Below are 19,112 nucleotides of genomic sequence, written 5' to 3'. Positions count from 1 at the left end.
TCCTCCCGTTACTTATCTGTCAGCTGATCGTCTTGACCATGTGGATGAGGACGCGATCGGCGAGCACCTCCCGCTCTTCGACTGCGTATCCGTGTCGCTCATACCAGGCGATGTTCCGAATGAGCTTTTCGCCCGTATAGAGCCGAAGCGTCGAGCGGTTCAACTGCCGGGCGCGCACCTCGGCGAAATCCAGCAGCCGGGTACCGACGCCCTGCCCCTGCGCCACCGGCGAGGCGGCGACGCTCCAGATCAACAGATCCTTCGGCCGCTTTTCCAGGACCAGCAGCCCCCTCGGCGCGGCGGCACCATCGAGCAACCAGAATTCATGGCTGGCCAACAGGCTCGCATAATCGGCCAGAAGCGGCAGTGGCTCGACGCCGAGTTGCTCGCGGTTGCGCGCATACGCGGCCTGCTGCAACGCTTCGATGACGGCGCGATCGTCCGGGCCACCGCGACGCGGCGGCGGTTGGCTCACGACGCCATCTCCACCGAACCGTCGAGGCGCGACTTCTGCTTGCCCTGGGCGTCGAAATTGGCCGGATCGAGCCAGGCTTCAAATGCCGCTTTCACGCGCGGCCAGTCGCTATCGAGCATGGCGAACCAGGCCGTGTCGCGATTGCGGCCCTTGATGATCATGTGCTGGCGAAAAATGCCCTCGAAGTGAAAGCCATAGCGCTGCGCGGCGCGACGCGACGGCGCGTTGAGGTCGTTGCACTTCCACTCGTAGCGCCGATAGCCGAGATCCTCGAAGGCGTGGCGGGCCATCAGATACATCGCCTCGGTCGCGCCGATCGTGCGCTGCATCAACGGCGTATAGAGGATGTTGCCGACCTCGATGGCGCGATCCTGCGGCGCGATCCGCAGATAAGTGGCATGGCCGACCGCGCGGCCGCTGTTCTTGTCGAGAATGGCGAAGAGAAGCGGATCTTCCTTCTTCGCGGCTTCCGCGTAATAGGCCGAAAAAGTCTCGAAATCGGCAAAAGGCCCGTTCCCCATATAGGCCCAGAGCCCGTCATTCTCCGCTCCGCTCGACGCGTCGAAAATCTCCCGGCCATGGGCTGCGAGATCGAACGGCACGATCCGGACATGGCGTCCCTCGAGGGACACGCGCTGGGGTCGCGGCGCCGGGGTCGGATCGACAAGCGCGCCGACGGGATAGGCTTCAGGCGACGTCATGATTGGGAGCCTCTGGCAAAGGGGGCGAAGACGCGGTTCAGTTCGGCGCCCGGCTCGGCATGGGCGAGCTCGGTCAGCGTACCGGCGCCAGCCACCTCGCGCGCCAGGCGCAGGAAACCGCCATAGGCGGCGCGGGCGAGCGCGGTGGCGAGCGAGATGCGGCGCACGCCCCGGGCTGCGATCTCGGCGATCGGCTGGGCCGGATCGAGCGCGATGACGTTGATCGGCTTGCCGCCCGCGGCCGCCAGCACGGCGGCGGTGGCGGCGGCATCGAGCTTGCCCGGCACGAACAGCACATCGGCGCCCGCCTCGGCAAAGGCGGCGATGCGACGGCAGGCTTCGTTCAGCGCATCGGGGTGACCCACCAGCAGCGCCTCGCTGCGCGCCGTCAGCAGCACGTCCTGCCGCGACGCGTCGATGGCGGCACGCGCGGCTCGGATGCGGTCGACGGCATGGTCGAACGCATAGAGGGAACGATCGGACGCCATGTCCTCGACGGAGAGGCCGGCGACCCCTGTATCGACGCAGAGGCTGACATTGGTGGCGACGCCTTCCGCGTCATCGGCAAAGGCGTTGGCGAAATCGGCGTTCACGGGAAGTTCGGTGGCCTCGACGATATCGGCGACATGCGCCAGCATCGCGTCGCGCGACACGGCGCCGTCCGGCAGGCCACGGCTGAAGGCGAAGCCGCCCGAGGTAGTCGCCAGGGCCTTGAAATCCAACCCCGCCAGAAGCCGCGCGCTGCCGACGTCCCAGGGATTGGGGATGACGAAGCTGCCGGCTTGATGCAGTTGGCGAAACGCAGCGCGCCGTTCGGATAGCGATGTCATGTCAGCCCTCATCCTCGACGATAGCGATCTTAGCGATCAGGCACGCGATGTCGACGGGATGCGGTTCAGTTCGCGGGCGACGGCGGCTCTATTCCGCGTCGCGCGAGTTCTTCGAGCACGAGACGGGGAATCGGCCGGCAACCGCAATGGACGGTGTGGGCAAGATGCCACTCGACGCGCTGGTCCAGCGTCGGATTGGCCGGCATCGGATGGGCGTCATGCCAGGCACGGTTGAGCTTGCTCATTGTCGCTCCCTCGTCAGAAACGCGCCTCGACTTCCCACTCATCACCAAGCTCGGCGCGGATGGCGGCGGCGATGGCGTGGCCCTCGGCGCGCCAGACGATTTCAGCCTCGGGCGTCGGAAACTGCGACGATTTCGGATCGACGGGGTCGAGGATGGCGTCGAACGTGTCGCTCCAGGCCTCGATCCGGTCGAGCAGATCGTCGGAAAGCTCCAGATCGTCGGGCTCGATCGAAATGGCCGGCTTGTTGTCCGGCACGAGCCAGAAATGCTCGCCAATGCCTTCCAGGGCAATCCTGAGATGGGGCAAGGAAACCTCCGTTGAATGGGAAAGGGGGTATTTACGGCAATATCCCGCGCGATGGAATCGCGTCCATCACCTGTTGAAGCGAAGCCCCGCGCGAAACGGAGCCTTCGAGATCGATCAACCGCCTCCACCATCATCCTGAGGTGCTTCGCGGAAGCGAAGCCTCGGGAGGATCCGGCAAGGCGCTCTGGTTCGCAGGCGCCCCCGTGGAGTTCCCTGCACCCTCCTTCGCGGTCCGGCTTCGCCGGGCACCTCAGGATGAGGATCGAGTTTCGGAGGTACCATCCGGAAGGCTTCAACGACCGACCAACCGCCTCCGCCATCATCCTGGGGTGCTTCGCGGAAGCGAAGCCTCGAAGGAAGATCCAGCGAGGCGCTCTGGTTCGCAGGCCTCGTGGAGTTCCCTGGACCCTCCTTCGAGGCCCGACTTCGCCGGGCGCCTCAGGATGAGGATCGAGTTTCGGAGGTACCATCCGGAAGGCTTCAACGACCGACCAACCGCCTCCGCCATCATCCTGAGGTGCTTCGCGGGAGCGAAGCCTCGAAGGAGGACCCAGCGAGGCTCTCTGGTTCGCAGGCCCCCGTGGAGTTCCCTGGCCCCTCCTTCCAGGCCCGGCTGTGCCGGGCGCCTCAGGATGATGGTCGAGTTTCGGAGGCACGGCCCGCAAGGCTTCAACGTCCGATCAACCGCCTCCGCCATCATCCTGAGGTGCTTCGCGGAAGCGAAGCCTCGAAGGAGGATCCAGCGAGACGCTCTGGCGCCCGCCCGGATACGACATGACCGGCCGCGAGGCCGGTCATGAGCAGAGGGGAAAACTCCCGGAAAGCCGAAGCCTTCCGGGCGAAGTCCTTAGTGGTTGTCGCGCGGGATACCGTAGGTCTGGTGGACCTTCTGGTACTTGACCGCGGGCTTCAGGACCATGCCGTCGGCCAGCTGGTCGGTCATGGCGCGCTGGATTTCCTGCCAAGGCGTCTGGCTCGGCGGGATCGGGAAGCCGCCGGTCGCGTTGAGCTCGGTGCGACGCTTGGCCAGATCCTCATCCGAGATCAGGATGTTGGCCGAGCCCTTGTTCAGGTCGACGCGGACACGATCGTTCATCTTCAGCAGCGCGAGACCGCCGCCAGCGGCGGCTTCCGGCGATGCGTTGAGGATCGACGGCGAACCCGACGTGCCCGACTGGCGACCATCGCCGATGCAGGGCAGCGAGAGGATGCCGCGCTTGATGAGCGCTGCCGGCGGCTGCATGTTCACGACTTCGGCCGCACCCGGATAGCCGATCGGGCCGGTGCCGCGGATGAACAGGATGCAGTTCTCGTCGATCTCGAGCGACGGATCGTCGAGGCGGTCGTGGTAGTCCTCGGGACCCTCGAACACGATCGCGCGACCTTCGAAGGCTTCCGGATCGCTGGGGTTCGACAGGTAGCGATCGCGGAATTCCTTCGAGATCACGCTGGTCTTCATGATGGCGCTGTCGAACAGGTTGCCGCGCAGCACGATGAAGCCGGCGTCCTGCACCAGCGCCGTATCGAAGGTGCGGATGACGTCCGGCAGCTCGATCTCGGCCTTGCGGCAGTTGTCGCCCATCGTCTTGCCGTTGACGGTCATCGCATTCTCATGGATGAGGCCGTGCTTCATCAGCTCGGAGACGACGGCGGGGACGCCGCCGGCATGCTGGAAGTCTTCGCCGAGATACTTGCCGGCCGGCTGCAGGTTGACCAGCAGCGGCACCTTGTGGCCGACGGTCTGCCAATCATCGACCGAGACCTCGACGCCGATGTGGCGGGCGATGGCGTTGATGTGGATCGGCGCATTGGTCGAGCCGCCGATCGCCGAATTGACGACGATGGCGTTCTCGATCGCTTCGCGGGTGATGATGTCGGAAGGCTTCAGGTCTTCCCAAACCATCTCGACGGCGCGCTTGCCGGTCTCGTAGGCGATCTGCTGGCGCTCGCGATAGGGCGCGGGAATGGCTGCCGAACCGGGCAGCTGCATGCCGAGAGCCTCGGCCAGCGAGTTCATCGTCGAAGCCGTGCCCATCGTGTTGCAATAGCCGGTCGACGGCGCGGACGAGGCGACGATCTCCATGAACTCTTCATAGTCGATCTCGCCGGCGGCCAGGCGCTCGCGCTGCTTCCAGACGACGGTGCCGGAGCCGGTGCGCTCGCCCTTGTACCAGCCGTTCAGCATCGGGCCGACCGACAGCGCGATCGCCGGGATGTTGACAGTGGCGGCGGCCATCAGGCAGGCCGGCGTGGTCTTGTCGCAGCCGATCGTCAGCACGACGCCGTCGAGCGGGTAGCCGTAGAGCAGCTCGACCAGGCCGAGATAGGCCAGGTTGCGGTCGAGTGCCGCACCCGGGCGCTTGCCGGTTTCCTGGATCGGGTGAACCGGGAATTCCATGACGAGGCCGCCGGCTTCCCGCACGCCTTCGCGAACGCGCTCGGCCAGCACCAGGTGGTGACGGTTGCACGGCGACAGGTCGGAACCGGTCTGGGCGATGCCGATGATCGGCTTGCCCGACTGCAGTTCCTTGCGCGTCAGGCCATAGTTCAGATAGCGCTCCATGTAGAGCGCTGTCATTCCGGGATTGCCCGGATTATCGAACCAGGACTGCGAACGAAGCTTGAGCGGCGTGTTGGACGACATGATAAGAGGGCTCCCGGAAAATCGGATTTGATTTTGGCCTGAGGATGCGCTGAAACATCATACGAAATCAAGGATCGTCTGATCCCGGCGCGCAACAAAATCAGCCGCCGCAAGGACATACCCAGGGAGGCTACATATGTTCCAGACAGTCGCCAACTTCGACCGCATCGGCGAAGAGAACGCATTCGCGGTGCTCGCCCGCGCCACCGATCTCGCCCGTCAGGGGCGCGACATCATTAATCTCGGCATCGGCCAGCCGGATTTCAAAACCCCGGAGCACATCGTCGAGGCGGCCGTGAAGGCGCTGCGCGACGGCGAGCACGGCTATACGCCCGCGACCGGCATCCTGCCGCTGCGCGAAGCCGTCGCCGCCGATGTCTCGAAGCGCACCGGCGCGCCGATCTCGCCCGACAATGTCGTGGTGGTTCCGGGCGGCAAGGTGACGATGTTCGCGGCGATCCTGATGTTCGGTGAACCTGGCGCCGACATCCTCTATCCCGATCCCGGCTTCCCGATCTATCGCTCGATGATCGAGTTCACCGGCGCCAATCCGATCGCCGTGCCGATCCGCGAGGAAAACGCCTTCGCCTTCTCGGCCGAGGAAACGCTGGCGCTGATCACGCCGCAGACCCGCCTGATCATCCTGAATTCACCCGCCAACCCGACCGGCGGCGTCACGCCCAAGGCCGAGATCGACAAGCTCGTCGCCGGCCTCGCCAAGTGGCCCAATGTCGCGATCCTGTCGGACGAGATCTACGGACAGATGATCTATGACGGGCTGGAGCACACGTCGCTGCTGTCCTATCCGGAGATCCGCGACCGCGTCATCCTGCTCGACGGCTGGTCGAAGACCTATGCCATGACCGGCTGGCGCATGGGCTATTCGGTCTGGCCGACGGCGCTGGTCGACAAGGTGCGCAAGCTGGCGGTCAATTGCTGGTCCTGCGTCAACGCCCCGGCGCAGTTCGCCGGCCTCGCAGCCCTCACCGGCCCGCAGGATGCGGTGCATGCCATGGTCGCCGAATTCGACCGTCGCCGCGCCGTCGTTGTCGAGGAGATGAACAAGCTGTCGGGCATCACCTGCGCGACGCCGAAGGGCGCGTTCTACGCGTTCCCGAACATCAAGGCGACGGGCTGGAAGGCCAAGCCGCTGGCCTCGGCGCTGCTGGAGCAGGCCGGCGTCGCGACGATCGGCGGCCCGGATTTCGGCATTTATGGCGAAGGCTACATTCGCCTGTCCTACGCCAACTCGACGGAAAACATCCGCAAGGCGATCGCCCGCATCGACGAGTTTTTGCAGGCCAACATCAAGGCGGCCTAAGGGCGAGAGGAACCTCTCTTCACCTCTCCCTGAGGGAGAGGTCGGAGCGAAGCTCCGGGTGAGGGTTTAGGGAACCATCGGGGTATCGCATCGCGGTGCCAGACTAGGTGAGGCAGTAAACCCTCACCCGCCGCACTGCGTGCGTCGACCTCTCCCTCGGGGAGAGGTGAAGCAAGCGCCGCCATCATCACGGCCTCTCCCGCATTCGCATGCGGGAGAGGGATTCGCTGAGGGTCTACTGACCGGCGGCAGCGATAGCCTGCTCGATCGACGACTTTAGTTCGGCATCAAGGCCGAGACGGGCGGCGAGCATGTCGAGATAGGCGCGCTCGGCCGGATGGTCGGGATCGATCGCCAGCAGCGAGGCGGCATAAAGCTGGATCGCGTGCTCAGGCCCGGTTGCCGAATCCACCACCTTGTTGAGGTCGAGCGGGCCGTTCAGCTCGCGGTCGAGATAATCGCGCTCCTCGGCCGACAGGCCGCCTTCGCTGAGCTTGCCCAAGATCTTCTGGCGCTCGGTCGCGTCAACCGTACCGTCCGCCTTGGCGGCCGCGATCATCGCCGTGACGATCGAAAGCGCGACAGCATCCTGGCCGCCCGGCGCATTGGCCGGATGGAAGGCGGAATCCGCCGGGGGAAGCGCTGCCGGCGTGCCAACCGGAGCCGACGAGGCGACCGGCTCGTCCGGATTGTTGACCTTGTACTGTTGGTAGGCCTTGTAGGCGAGCGTGCCGATGGCGGCGAGACCGCCCAGCGTCAGCGCATCGGCCTTGAGCTTGGGGCCGTTGCCGCCGAACAGCACAGCGGCGAGACCGCCGGCGCCCGCCATCGAAAGACCGGGATTCTGCTTGGCGTATTCCGTCACCTTGCCGACGACGTCGCCGATGCCGCCACCGCCGGATTTGCCGGCGGAAGCGGCCGAGCCGCCGCCATTGCCACCCAGCATGCCGCCAAGGAGATCGCCAAGGCCACCGCCGCCGCCGGCCGCGCCACCGGCGCCACCGCGTGCGCCGCCCAGGATGTTGCCCAGCACGTCGCCGAGACCGCCGGCACCAGCGCCCGAGGCCGGCTGGCCGCCGCCGCTGCCGAGCGAACCGCTCATCCGGCTGAGATCACCGAGGCCGCCCTGTCCCTGGCCGCCGCGTGCCCCGGTTGCTGCACCGAGTAGCTGGTCGAGAATGCTCTTGCCGTCGATCATCTCACTCATCCCTGTTTTAAAAACCATATGAAACGCAGTGGGGAAGTAGTGAGCACCCGTTGCCGCGACAAGGCAAGATGCCTGTCCCGTTCAACAAAAACATTTGGCCAGGATGATATCGCAATGAAAAGGCCGCCCCTGCCTTATGCAGAAGCGGCCCAAAACCTGTCGTCTTGCCTGCCAAGGCCCGGCAATATTTGCCGGCAAAGACTATCCGGTCGCCTCCCGCTAATCGGAGAGGCGAACAAGCGAGTCTTGTTCAGGCGGCGCGAAGCTCGAACGCTTCACGCGCCAGGGTGGTGATCGCCGCCCAGTCGCCGGCAGCGATCGCGCTGGCCGGTGCCACCCATGATCCGCCAACGCACATGACGTTCGGCAGCGACAGGTAGCTCATGGCATTCTTCAGGCTGACGCCGCCGGTCGGGCAGAACAGCAAGCCCGGCAGCGGCGACGAAAGCGCCTTCAGATAGGGCGCACCGCCGGCCTGTTCAGCCGGGAAAAACTTCGCGGCGCCATAACCTTCCTCAAGAAGATACATCGCCTCGCCGGCCGTGGCGACGCCCGGCAGCAGCGGCACCGGCGAACCGGCGGCATGCGCGATCAGCCTCGGGCTCGCGCCGGGGCTGACGAGGAAGCTCGAACCGGCCGCGACGGCCTCGTCGAACTGCTTCGGATTGAGGATGGTGCCGGCGCCGACATTGGCGCCTTCGACTTCGGCCTTGATGGCGCGAATGCAGTCGAGGGCGGCGGGTGTGCGCAGCGTCACTTCGAGCGCCGTCAAACCACCGGCGACCAGCGCCCTGGCGAGCGGGACGGCGGTCTTGACGTCGTCGATGATGAGCACCGGGACAACCGGCGCAGCTTTCACGATGGGGAGAAGAGCGGTGAGGTTCTGGGTCATGATTTGCTTTTAGCCAATGGGTTGGCGGAGCGGAAGAGCGATCTCGATCGGACGCCGAAGAAAAGCGGGGCCGAGAGCCGCCATCTCCCCGACGGGGGATCTTAACTCGACCATCATCCTGAGGTGCCCGGCAAAGCCGGGCCTCGAAGGAGGGTCCAGCGAACGCCCCCTGATCGCGGGCGGATGCCGGACTTCCGGACTTGTCTGCATACCGGAGTGCCCGCTGGATCTTCCTTCGAGGCTTCGCTCGCGCGAAGCACCTCAGGATGATGGCGGAACGGGTCGATCGCCTGGAAGCCCCAGAGGTTTGGACGACCGCCGCCCGCCATCTGAAGCACCATTCCCCGATTTCGAATTGTGGCCAGGCACCTCAGGATGATGGTGGCGCTCTTGGAAATCCGGCCTGCGAGAATGTCTGTACCTCCCCAAAAAAAACATGCCCCCTGTCGAAATCGAGTTCATGCGTTCGTCGTGCTTCATTGGCGGCGGACAGGAAGCACCGCGCCCGCAATCAATTTTCGGGAGGTAGCATGACCAATTTCAATCGCTGGCTCATCGTCTTCGCGGGAGGGCTGATGGGATGCGTCGCCATCGGCGCGATGTTCTCGCTCGCCGTTTTCCTCGATCCGATGTCGCACGATACCGGATGGTCGCGGGCCGGCATTTCGAGCGCCATGACCCTCAACTTCCTCGTCATGGGCGTGGCCGGCATCGGCTGGGGCATGGCCAGCGACCGCTTCGGGCCACGCATCGTCGTACTGGCCGGCACCGTGCTGTTGGGGCTGGCGCTGGTTCTGGCGAGCCGGGCGACCTCGCTGCTCGCATTCCAGCTGACCTTTGGGATTCTCGTCGGCCTCGCCTCCAGCGCGTTCTTCGCTCCGGTCATCGCGACCGTTACGGGCTGGTTCCAGACGCACCGCAGCCTCGCCGTCTCGCTGGTTTCGGCCGGAATGGGCATGGCGCCGATGACGATCTCCCCCTTCGCGCGCTGGCTGATCACCGCCTATGACTGGCGCTTCGCCATGCTGGTCATCGGTATCGGCGCATGGCTGGTGCTGCTCCCGGCGACGCTGCTGCTGAGAAGCCCTCCCAAGACGGCGATGGCGATGTCCGTCGAGAATGCGGGCTCCACGGAAGCCGGGATGTCGATGCGGGACGTGATGCGTTCGCCACAGTTCTGGATTCTCGGATTGACCTTCTTTGCCTGCTGCGCGGCGCATTCCGGCCCGATCTTCCACATGGTCAGCTATGCCATCGTCTGCGGCGTCTCGCCGATGGCGGCCGTCAGCATCTACAGCGTCGAGGGTCTGGCGGGGCTTGGCGGGCGCGTGCTTTTCGGCGTCGCGGCGGACCGGCTCAGCGTAAAACCGGTGCTGGTGGCGGGCTTGCTGATCCAGGCCATCGTCATCGCCGCCTACAGCGCCATTGCCCAGCTGGAGCAATTCTATCTGCTGGCGCTGATCTTCGGCGCCGCCTATGGCGGCGTGATGCCGCTCTATGCCGTGCTAGCGCATGATTATTTCGGCCAGAAGAACCTCGGCGCGGTGTTGGGGGCAGCCACGATGCTGTCGAGCGTCGGCATGGCGCTCGGGCCGTGGATCGGCGGCTGGATCTTCGACACCTTCCAGAACTATGCTTGGCTGTTCATCGGTTCGTCGATCGTCGGCCTCGGCGCGGTCGCCATCGCCCTCACCTTCCCGCCCCTGCCAAGCCGGCAAGTGCAACCGGCGTAAAGCCCTCACCCCAACCCTCTCCCGCTCGCGGGAGAGGGAGCCGGCCTGCGCCTCTCCCCTGCGTGGGACGTTCATGCAGGGCACGGCCCAAAAGCCCTCGCCCGCGTGCGGGAGAGGGTTGGGTGAGGGCCTTTCTTTCGCTTAGAGGTCCGTACCAGCCTCCGGACAATCCAGTCCCTCGAGCTCCGTCAACCTCCTCCGCCATCATCCTGAGGTGCTTCGCGCCAGCGAAGCCTCGAAGGAGGCTCCAGGAGGCCCCTTCCTCCCTACGGCCGAATTCGACGAAACAGGGAATTCCCTGAACCCTCCTTCGAGGCCCGGCTTTGCCGGGCACCTCAGGATGATGATCGAGTTTTGGGAATTGGCGGGGTCTCGACCTTGTGGTCCGCAAGCTCACGACCGCACCCGCCCCGAAACGCCAGGGCGTTCCCAGATCACCCCAGCGATACGGGGATCGGCGATGAAGGCATCGCGCGGAAACTCAACCGCCTGGCGCGGGAACTCGCAGAGCGCCTGCACGCCGCTGGCGCTCAGGCGCATCCGCCAGGTCTGGCGTTCGACGGGCGTCGGGCGGGCAAAGGCGCGGCACATCAGGATCGCCAGATTGTTGCCACCCGCCGGATCGCGCACCGACGGGTAGCGGATCATATCGGCATCGGCCGCCCGCGCGGCATCGGCGAACGCCTGGCAGCCCTGATAGTCGGTGCGGTCGGTCCAGATCCCGGCGTCGTCCGCAAGTGGCGGCTCTGTCAGGTCGAGCAGGCGGCCGGTCGCGACCTCAGCGGAAAAGGCCGTGTATTCGGCCGCATCTCGCGGCCAGGGCGTGTCGGGAGACTCGGCGAAGAACAGCAGCCGGTAGAACGCCATCTCGGCGACCGCCGTCTTCGGATCCTCGGCCGCGTAGTAGACGCCGGGCGTCCGTCCGGCGCGGCGGAAGCGCGAGCCATAGGGGTAGAGCGCGCCATAGCGGAACGGCGTCGCCAGCAGGAAGTCGAGATGGCGGCAATCCGGCGGGATCGCCGGCTTGGCGTCCTCAATCAGCTCTTCCAGCAGCGCCTGCTCGGCCAGCGTATCGGTGAGCTTCAGCGTCGAGACCCGATGCTGCGCCTCGACCAGACGCCAGCACGGCCCGGAAAAGCCGCGGAACTCAGACGAGAGCGCGACGCGCGTCCAGATAGGCGATGACATCGACCAGCCCGCTCACGGTTTGCAGCTTCTCGATCGGCCGGCCGTCGAGGACGAGATTGGGATTGTCGAGCCAGGCCTTGGCGACCGCCCCATCGCCGCCGACGATCGCATCGAGCGAGCGGAACAAGCGCACGAACAGGACGGCGAGCTCGAACGGCTTGCTGCCCGGCTCAAGCCGGAACTCGTCGCGCCGCATTCGCGACACCGTCGCCTCGCTGACGCCAAGCGTGGCGGCGAGCACGCGCGCGGTCAGGCGCAGCTGGTCGGCAGCGCGGATGACCGCCTTGGTGATGACCGGTCCGGCCTCGGGCCGGGCGGCGGGTTGCAGTTTCAGCATCTGCCTATCCTTTCCATAGAAAATATAGGTCATATTTATTTCCAATGAAAGGGATGGTGTTTTCGACCGCGCGCGGAGCCGCCTGTGAAAATTGACCCGGCGCAGCACAGCCTCTATCGCATTCGGCAACCGGCAAAGCCGCCGTCCCCGCGATTCCGGAGCGTTTCCTTGTCCCTGACCGAAGAAAGCCTGTTCGCGGCCGTCGCCGTTTCTACCGTAACGCCCTCCCGAAGGGACCGTTCCGCTTCTTCGCGCTCGATGTCGAGACGGCCAACAACGATCGCGGCAGCATCTGCCAGATCGGTGTCGCCTGCGTGCGCCATGATCATTCGATCGAGACATGGGTGACCTTCGTCGATCCGGAGACAGACTTCTGGCTCTGGAGCGGCCTGCACGGGATCACGGCCGGCAAGGTGCGCGGGGCTCCGACCTTCATGGAGATTCTGCCCGTGCTGGAAACGGCGCTGAACGGCGCAATCATCTACCAGCACTCCGGCTTCGACCGCAGCGCCATTGCCGCCGCCTGCTCGAATGCGGGGTGCATCGCGCCAAGCTGGTCGTGGCGCAACAGCGTCCAGGTCGCCCGGATCGCCTGGCCCGAACTGAAGGGCAATGGCGGGCATGGGCTGGCCCACCTCAAGCTTCATCTCGGGCTGGAATTCCATCACCACGATGCCGGCGAAGACGCGCGCGCCGCCGCCGAGGTGGTGCTGCGCGCCGAGGGCATCACGCCGACCCACGTTCCGTACAGAGTCGCAACCTAGCAATGCCGGACGGGCCTGATTGACCCGGCGCGAGGCAGCCTCTATCGCATGCGGCAGCGCACAATCCGCAAGCAGGAGCGCCGACGTTCCATGATCGTTCTGGAAGCCGTCAGCCATGATTTCGATGGCCGGCCTGTCCTGGTCGAGATCGACCTCGCGCTGCCCGAGCGGCGCATCGGCATTGTCGGCGCCAATGGCTCCGGCAAGAGCACGTTTGCGCGCCTGCTGAACGGCCTCGTCCTGCCGAAGACCGGCCGCGTGCTGGTCGACGGCACCGATACGAGGAAGGACGTCAAGGCGATCCGCCGCAAGGTCGGCTTCGTGTTCCAGAACCCCGACCACCAGATCGTCATGCCGATCGTCGGCGAGGACCTGGCCTTCGGCCTCAAGGCGCGCAAGATCCCCAAGGGCGAGATCGACAGCCGCATCGACGCCGCCTTGGCCCGCTACAATCTCGGCCATCTGCGCGAACGGCCGGTCCATCTTCTTTCCGGCGGCGAGAAGCAGCTTGTGGCGCTCTCCGCCGTGCTGGTCACCGATCCCGAGATCGTCGTCTTCGACGAGCCGACCACCCTGCTCGACCTCCGCAACCGCAACCGCGTCGCCGAAGCCATCGAGGCGCTGCCGCATCCGACCCTCGTGGTCAGCCATGATCTCGATTTGATCGCCGGCTTCGAGCGCGTGCTGATGATCGAGGATGGCCGCGTCGCCGCCGATGGCCTGCCGGACGAGGTGCTGCCCTTCTATCGCGAGCGGATGCAATGACGATCGGGCTCTATCACCCCGGTCACTCGCCGCTGCACCGCGCCTCCGCCGGCGCCAAGGTTTTGGCGCTGGTCGCCATCTCGCTCGTGCTTTTCCTGGTTCCGTCGACGCTGGTCGTGTTCTTGAGCGTGCCGGTCGCCTTCGCGATCTATCTCTCTACCGGCGCACCGTTTCGGCAACTGATGGCGCAACTGCGCGGGCCGGCGATCCTGCTTGGCCTCATCTTCGTCTTCCACCTGCTGTTCGGCTCAATCGACGAAGGCATACTCGCGGTCGCCCGCTTCGCGACGCTGATCCTGCTCGCCAGCGCCGTGACGCTGTCGACGCCGATCTCGGAAATGGCGGAACTGGTCGAATGGCTCCTCCGGCCGTTACGGCCGCTTGGCGTCAATCCGGAGAAGGTTGGGCTCGCCATCGCGCTCGCCATTCGCTTCGTGCCGCTGATCGCGGAGGAATTCCGCCATATCCGCGAGGCGCAAGCGGCGCGCGGGCTCGCCGCCAATCCGCTGGCGCTGATCGTGCCGCTCGTCATCCGCACGCTGAAATCCGCCGATGAACTCGCCGACGCCATCGAGGCGCGCGGCTATGAGCGCTAAACTGACATCCAAATCGGGATAGGGGACCCATCCGATGACCAAGGACGTATCGACCCGCGACATCGTCTATATCGCGCTGTTCGCGGCCCTGATGGCGGCGATCAATCTGGTGCCGGCCATCCAGATCGGCTTCCTGCCGGTGCCGATCACCGCGCAGACGCTCGGCGTGATGCTGGCAGGCTCGCTGATCGGCGCCAAGCGCGGCGCCCTCGCCATCCTGCTCTTCGTGCTGCTGGTCGCGCTCGGCCTGCCGCTGCTCGCCGGCGGCCATGGCGGCCTCTCCGTCTTCTTCGGACCGACCGCTGGCTTCATCATCGCCTGGCCGATCGGCGCCTTCGTCACCGGCTGGCTGACCGAATTGAACTGGCGCCGGATGAACACGGTCTGGTTCTTCGTGTTCTCCGCCATTGGCGGCATCGGCATCGTCTACCTGATCGGCATCCCCTGGCTCGCCATGGTCGCCAAGCTGTCGCTCTGGGACGCGACCAAGGGTTCGATGATCTTCGTGCCGGGCGATCTGATCAAGGCGGCGGTCGCCGCCGTCATCGCCGAGACGGTGCGGCGCTCCTATCCGCTGATGCAGACGGCGCGCTAACGAAGCGCTACCGGATCGCTACCAGGATTGGCGCTGTTAACCGGCGCCGATCCCCCACAGCGCGGCGGTCAATTCGACCGAGCGCAGCCGCGCCGAATGCTCGTAAATGTCGGTGACGAGGATCAACTCGTCGGCGCCTGTCTCCTCGACCAGCGCCTCCAGGCCGGCACGGACCGTCTTCGGCGAGCCGACAATCGAACGAGCCAGCATGCCCATCGCCTGCGCCTTCTCCATCGGCGACCAATAGGTCTCGATATCGTCGATCGGCGGCTTGGAAAGCCCGCGCGCGCCCCGGAACATGTCGGTAAACGACATCTGCTGTGTCGTCGCCAGGCGGGTCGCCTCGGCGTCCGTGTCCGCCGTGATCACGTTGACGCCGACCATGGCATAGGGCCGGTCGAGCTGCTCCGACGGCTTGAAGCGACTGCGATAGATCTCCAGCGCCGGCAAAAGCAGATCCGGTGCGAAATGCGAGGCGAAGGCATAGGGAAGGCCGAGTTCCGCCGCCAGCATCGCGCCGAACTGGCTCGATCCAAGGATCCAGAGCGGCACTTCCGTGCCCGCAGCCGGAACAGCCACGATGCGCTGATCCGGTCCGGCCGGCGCCAGAAACGCCTGCAATTCCAATACGTCCTGCGGAAAATTGTCGGAATTGCCCGGCGGACGACGCAATGCCCGAACCGTTATCTGATCGGTGCCGGGCGCGCGGCCGAGGCCAAGATCGATGCGACCCGGAAACAGCCGCGCCAGCGTGCCGAACTGCTCGGCGATGATGTAGGGCGCGTGGTTCGGCAGCATGATGCCGCCCGCGCCGACCCGGATCGTGTTGGTGCCGGCCGCGATATGGGCCAGCACGATCGAGGTCGCGGCGCTGGCGATGCCGGCCATGTTGTGATGCTCGGCCACCCAGATGCGGTTATAGCCCCAGCCCTCGGCATGGCCGGCGAGATCGCGGGCATTGTCGAGCGCACCCCTCGCATCCGTCTCTTCCGTCACGCGCACGAGTTCGAGAATGGACAAGGGCGTCATGGCAATCCCCAATCATGCGGCAAAGGCCGGAAAAAACTTCGCCCGGCCGAGGTCGGCCGGGCGATAACATTCGTTATATCAGCACCTTAGCGCGCGACGCGAACGCCGATCGCAATCGGTTCGTCGAGCAGGCTGGTCTCCGAGACAAAGCCTTCCGGCTGGTCGTCGGTCGGGCGCAGGGTTTCGGCCAGCGTCTCGGCGCGGATCGTCTCGGCATGATCGACGAGCACTTCGCCGAGGCCGTTGGCGATCTTCACCTCGATATGGATGCGGTCCGAAACGTTGAGGCCGGCATCCTTGCGCGCCACCTGCACGAGGCGGATGAAATCGCGCGCAACACCTTCGCGCTCGAGCGCTTCGTCGACATGCGTATCGAGCACGACCACGCCGACGGCGCCGTCGAAGGCGACCGCGTCGAGGCCTTCATTGGCCTTGAAGCGCAGTTCGTATTCGCCCGGCTCGATCGTCTGGCCGGCCACCGCATAGCGACCGCCGCCAAGGTCTTCCCACTCGCCGGCGCGCGCCGCGTTCAGCACGTCCTTCAAACCCTTGCCGAGCCGCTTGCCGATCTTCGGATCGACGGCGAGCACGACCTGGCCGAACGCGGACGGATCGACCGCCAGCACGACTTCCTTGACGTTGACCTCGTCGGCGATGACGTCCTTCAGCAGCGCCAGCTTCTCGAAGCCCGGATGGGCGATCGTCAGCGTGCGGAGCGGCAAACGCGTGCGCAGGTTCTTGACGGTCCGGATCGAAGCCGCTGCCGAAGCAACCGTGCGGGCCAGATCCATGCGCTCGACCAGCGCCTTGTCATCGACCAGCGCCGAAGCGTCCGGCCAATCGGCCAGATGCACGCTCTCGCCATTCACCAGCGCGCGGTGGATGTGCTCGGTCAGGAACGGCAGGAACGGCGCCAGCGCACGCGTCATCGTGACGAGCACGGTGTAGAGCGTGTCATAAGCCGCCTGCTTGTCGGCGTCCTTGTCACCCTTCCAGAAGCGCTCACGCGACCGGCGGATGAACCAGTTGTTCAGCGCTTCGATGAAGGGCGGGAACGCGCCGGTAGCGCCGGCGAGATCGAGCTTCTCCATCGCCGCGTCGATGCCGCGGATCAGATCGCCGGTCTTGGCAAGGATATAGCGGTCGAGCTCGGCCTCGGCGGTCGTGACCATACGGCCCTTGATGCCATCGATATTGGCGTAGAGCGTGAAGAACGAGTAGGCGTTCCAGATCGGCAGCATGACCTGGCGCACGGTCTCGGCGATCGTGCGGCCGTCCTTCGGCATGGCGAGATCGCCGCCGGAAAGCAGCGGCGACGACACCAGATACCAACGCAGCGCGTCGGCGCCGAAGGTGTTGAACACCTCGATCGGGTCCGGATAGTTCTTCAGCCGCTTCGACAGCTTCTGCTTGTTCTCGTCGAGCACGACGCCATGGCAGATCACCGAGCGGAACGGCGCCTTGTCGAACAGGGCCGTCGACATGACCATCAGCGTGTAGAACCAGCCGCGCGTCTGCGCGACATATTCCACGATGAAATCGCCCGGGAAATGGCTCTCGAACCAGTCCTTGTTCTCGAACGGGTAATGCACCTGGGCGAACGGCATCGAGCCGGATTCAAACCAGCAATCCAGCACGTCCTCGACGCGCCGCATCACCGACTTGCCAGTCGGATCGTCAGGGTTCGGGCGGGTCAGGTCGTCGATATAGGGCCGGTGCAGATCATGCGGACGCACGCCAAAATCGCGCTCGATCTCGTCGATCGAACCATAGACGTCCATACGCGGATAATTCGGATCGTCCGACTTCCAGACCGGGATCGGCGAACCCCAGAAGCGGTTGCGGCCGATGTTCCAGTCGCGCGCATTCTCCAGCCACTTGCCGAAAAGGCCGTCCTTGATATGGCCGGGCACCCAGTCGATGCCCTGGTTCAACTCGACCATGCGATCCTTGAAGGCGGTGACCTTCACATACCAGGAGCGCAGCGCCTTGTAGATCAGCGGCTGGTCGGTGCGCCAGCAATGCGGATAGTTATGATCATAGGTCTCATGACGCAGCACGGCGCCCTGAGCCTTGAGGTCGCGGATGATGTCCTTGTTCGCCTCGAAGACGTTGACGCCCTTATAGGGCGGCGTCAGCTCGGTGAAATTGCCGGCGAAATCGACGGGGTCGACGACCGGGATGCCGTTCGACTGGCCAAGCGCCATGTCGTCCTCGCCGAAGGCGGGGGCGATGTGGACGACACCGGTGCCGTCGGTCATCTCGATGAAGGCAGCCGCATGCACGCGGAAGGCGCCCTCTTCGCGCTTGTCGGCGAAGAAGGGGAACAGCGGCTGATAGGTGCGGCCGACGAGGTCGGCGCCGGAGACGGTTCCGACCTCGGTGTAATCGGCCAGTTCGTGCGCGTAGTTCGCCACCAGCGGCGCGCCGAGGATGACGCGCTCATTGCCCTTCTGGAGCACGGCGTAGTCGGCGTCGGCCTTGATCGCCAGCGCCATGTTGGACGGCAAGGTCCAGGGCGTCGTCGTCCAGGCAAGCAGACGCGTCGGCACCGTCTCGCCGGCGACCGGATCGAGCAGGAAGCCGACCGTCAGCGCCGGGTCCTGGCGCATGCGGTAGGAGTTGTCGAGGCGGGTCTCGAAGTTCGACAGCGGTGTCTGCGCGGCCCAGCTATAGGGCACGACACGGTAGCCTTCATAGATCAGGCCCTTGTCGTGCAGCTGCTTGAACGCCCACATGGTGCTCTCCATGAAGGAGAGATCCATCGTCTTGTAATCGTTCTTGAAATCGACCCAGCGCGCCGAACGGGTGACGTAATATTCCCAGTCCGACGTGAACTGCTGCACCGAGGTGCGGCAATGCTCGTTGAAGCGCGCCATGCCGTATTTCAGGATCTCGATCCGTCCCGAGACACCGAGTTCCTTTTCCGACTGCAGCTCAGCCGGGAGGCCATGGCAATCCCAGCCGAAACGACGATCGACGACCTTGCCGCGCATCGTCTGATAGCGCGGCACCAGGTCTTTCACGAAGCCGGTGACGAGATGGCCGTAATGCGGCAGGCCATTGGCGAAGGGCGGGCCGTCATAGAAGACGAATTCCGGCGCGCCGGCATCGCGGCGCTGCGCGATCGACTTCTCGAAGATCTCGTTCTCCTTCCACCAGGCGCCGATCGCTTCCTCAATCTTGGGGAACGACGGCGACGGCTCGGCGGCGGGATAGACGGTCTTCGGCTCGGTCATGGCGGATGTCTTTACTTTGGCGGAACTGACAAAATTCCTGGAAGGAAATTGGCGCCTTCGATAGCGCCTTTGCGGCAAGCGCGCCACCCCTGGGGGATAGCGCTGATATGGGAGGCGATTGGCGAGGTTGTAAGGGGCCGGTATGGCCGGTCTTCCGGAAGGCAAGGAAGCCCCTCACCCCACCCTCTCCCGCAAGCGGGTGACGGCTATTCCGCCGATATTGGTCTCGACGTCTGCATCAGGC

18 protein-coding genes are annotated in these 19,112 nt (G+C 65.2%); 6 read left to right on the top strand and 12 right to left on the bottom strand.

From position 1 onward, the window contains the following. Positions 1-19: 19 nt before the first annotated feature. The 6 genes from OSH12_RS17020 to OSH12_RS16995 form a co-directional block, all read right to left on the bottom strand. Positions 20-475 (bottom strand): GNAT family N-acetyltransferase, encoded by a 456-nt coding sequence (locus OSH12_RS17020; RefSeq protein WP_266344794.1) that lies wholly within the window; start codon positions 473-475, stop codon positions 20-22. Next, entirely contained in the window at positions 472-1,176 is a 705-nt protein-coding gene (locus OSH12_RS17015; protein ID WP_266344793.1) for a GNAT family N-acetyltransferase, read from the bottom strand. Before OSH12_RS17015 ends, OSH12_RS17020 begins: the two co-directional genes overlap by 4 nt. Beyond that, on the bottom strand, positions 1,173-2,006 hold the full coding sequence (locus OSH12_RS17010; RefSeq protein ID WP_266344792.1) for an isocitrate lyase/PEP mutase family protein: 834 nt from the start codon (positions 2,004-2,006) through the stop codon (positions 1,173-1,175). The genes OSH12_RS17015 and OSH12_RS17010 overlap by 4 nt, the downstream gene beginning before the upstream one ends. Before the next feature lie 65 nt (positions 2,007-2,071). Continuing rightward, on the bottom strand, positions 2,072-2,251 hold the full coding sequence (locus OSH12_RS17005; protein WP_266344791.1) for a hypothetical protein: 180 nt from the start codon (positions 2,249-2,251) through the stop codon (positions 2,072-2,074). A gap of 13 nt (positions 2,252-2,264) precedes the next feature. Beyond that, a complete protein-coding gene (locus tag OSH12_RS17000; protein ID WP_266344790.1) occupies positions 2,265-2,558 on the bottom strand; it encodes a hypothetical protein in 294 nt (97 codons plus the stop codon). An 847-nt stretch (positions 2,559-3,405) separates the two neighbouring features. Then, the gene (locus OSH12_RS16995; RefSeq protein WP_266344789.1) at positions 3,406-5,202 is read right to left on the bottom strand and encodes an IlvD/Edd family dehydratase; all 1,797 of its coding nucleotides are present in this window, start codon (positions 5,200-5,202) and stop codon (positions 3,406-3,408) included. Positions 5,203-5,338: 136 nt separating this feature from the next. Between OSH12_RS16995 and OSH12_RS16990 the strand changes: the two genes are divergently transcribed. Beyond that, the gene (locus OSH12_RS16990) at positions 5,339-6,523 is read left to right on the top strand and encodes a pyridoxal phosphate-dependent aminotransferase (protein WP_266344788.1); all 1,185 of its coding nucleotides are present in this window, start codon (positions 5,339-5,341) and stop codon (positions 6,521-6,523) included. Positions 6,524-6,758: 235 nt separating this feature from the next. Here OSH12_RS16990 and OSH12_RS16985 read toward each other — a convergent pair whose 3' ends face one another. Continuing rightward, entirely contained in the window at positions 6,759-7,730 is a 972-nt protein-coding gene (locus OSH12_RS16985) for a tellurite resistance TerB family protein (RefSeq protein WP_266344787.1), read from the bottom strand. Positions 7,731-7,980: 250 nt separating this feature from the next. Continuing rightward, on the bottom strand, positions 7,981-8,622 hold the full coding sequence (locus OSH12_RS16980) for a 2-dehydro-3-deoxy-phosphogluconate aldolase (RefSeq protein ID WP_266344786.1): 642 nt from the start codon (positions 8,620-8,622) through the stop codon (positions 7,981-7,983). 530 nt (positions 8,623-9,152) lie between these two features. On the opposite strand from OSH12_RS16980, the gene OSH12_RS16975 reads away from it, so the two are divergent. Further along, positions 9,153-10,355: an MFS transporter gene (locus OSH12_RS16975; protein ID WP_266344785.1), complete on the top strand. Its 1,203-nt coding sequence runs from the start codon at positions 9,153-9,155 to the stop codon at positions 10,353-10,355. 393 nt (positions 10,356-10,748) lie between these two features. Here the strand turns inward: OSH12_RS16975 and OSH12_RS16970 are convergent, their stop codons facing one another. Further along, positions 10,749-11,543, bottom strand: coding sequence for an RES family NAD+ phosphorylase (locus OSH12_RS16970; protein ID WP_266344784.1), 795 nt, complete (start codon positions 11,541-11,543; stop codon positions 10,749-10,751). After that, the gene (locus OSH12_RS16965; RefSeq protein WP_266344783.1) at positions 11,503-11,880 is read right to left on the bottom strand and encodes an MbcA/ParS/Xre antitoxin family protein; all 378 of its coding nucleotides are present in this window, start codon (positions 11,878-11,880) and stop codon (positions 11,503-11,505) included. The genes OSH12_RS16970 and OSH12_RS16965 overlap by 41 nt, the downstream gene beginning before the upstream one ends. A gap of 152 nt (positions 11,881-12,032) precedes the next feature. Between OSH12_RS16965 and OSH12_RS16960 the strand changes: the two genes are divergently transcribed. The 4 genes from OSH12_RS16960 to OSH12_RS16945 all read left to right on the top strand — a co-directional run bounded on the left by OSH12_RS16960 (position 12,033) and on the right by OSH12_RS16945 (position 14,600). Then, positions 12,033-12,644: an exonuclease domain-containing protein gene (locus tag OSH12_RS16960; RefSeq protein WP_266345038.1), complete on the top strand. Its 612-nt coding sequence runs from the start codon at positions 12,033-12,035 to the stop codon at positions 12,642-12,644. Between the two features lie 90 nt (positions 12,645-12,734). Further along, entirely contained in the window at positions 12,735-13,409 is a 675-nt protein-coding gene (locus tag OSH12_RS16955; protein WP_266344782.1) for an energy-coupling factor ABC transporter ATP-binding protein, read from the top strand. Beyond that, positions 13,406-14,005: an energy-coupling factor transporter transmembrane component T family protein gene (locus tag OSH12_RS16950; protein ID WP_266344781.1), complete on the top strand. Its 600-nt coding sequence runs from the start codon at positions 13,406-13,408 to the stop codon at positions 14,003-14,005. Before OSH12_RS16955 ends, OSH12_RS16950 begins: the two co-directional genes overlap by 4 nt. A 34-nt stretch (positions 14,006-14,039) precedes the next feature. Then, complete coding sequence (locus OSH12_RS16945; RefSeq protein WP_266344780.1) at positions 14,040-14,600, top strand: biotin transporter BioY; 561 nt, start codon at positions 14,040-14,042, stop codon at positions 14,598-14,600. Between the two features lie 36 nt (positions 14,601-14,636). Here the strand turns inward: OSH12_RS16945 and OSH12_RS16940 are convergent, their stop codons facing one another. Further along, the gene (locus OSH12_RS16940; RefSeq protein WP_266344779.1) at positions 14,637-15,629 is read right to left on the bottom strand and encodes an LLM class flavin-dependent oxidoreductase; all 993 of its coding nucleotides are present in this window, start codon (positions 15,627-15,629) and stop codon (positions 14,637-14,639) included. Positions 15,630-15,715: 86 nt separating this feature from the next. Beyond that, positions 15,716-18,868 carry an isoleucine--tRNA ligase gene (gene ileS, locus OSH12_RS16935; RefSeq protein WP_266344778.1) on the bottom strand — a complete coding sequence of 1,051 codons (3,153 nt, stop codon included), beginning with the start codon at positions 18,866-18,868 and terminating at the stop codon, positions 15,716-15,718. Positions 18,869-19,112: the final 244 nt, after the last annotated feature.

Source organism: Kaistia terrae, assembly GCF_026344005.1.
Classification (GTDB): domain Bacteria; phylum Pseudomonadota; class Alphaproteobacteria; order Rhizobiales; family Kaistiaceae; genus Kaistia; species Kaistia terrae.
Note: the sequence above shows the minus strand (reverse complement) of the source record. Positions and strands in the feature narration are given on the sequence as shown.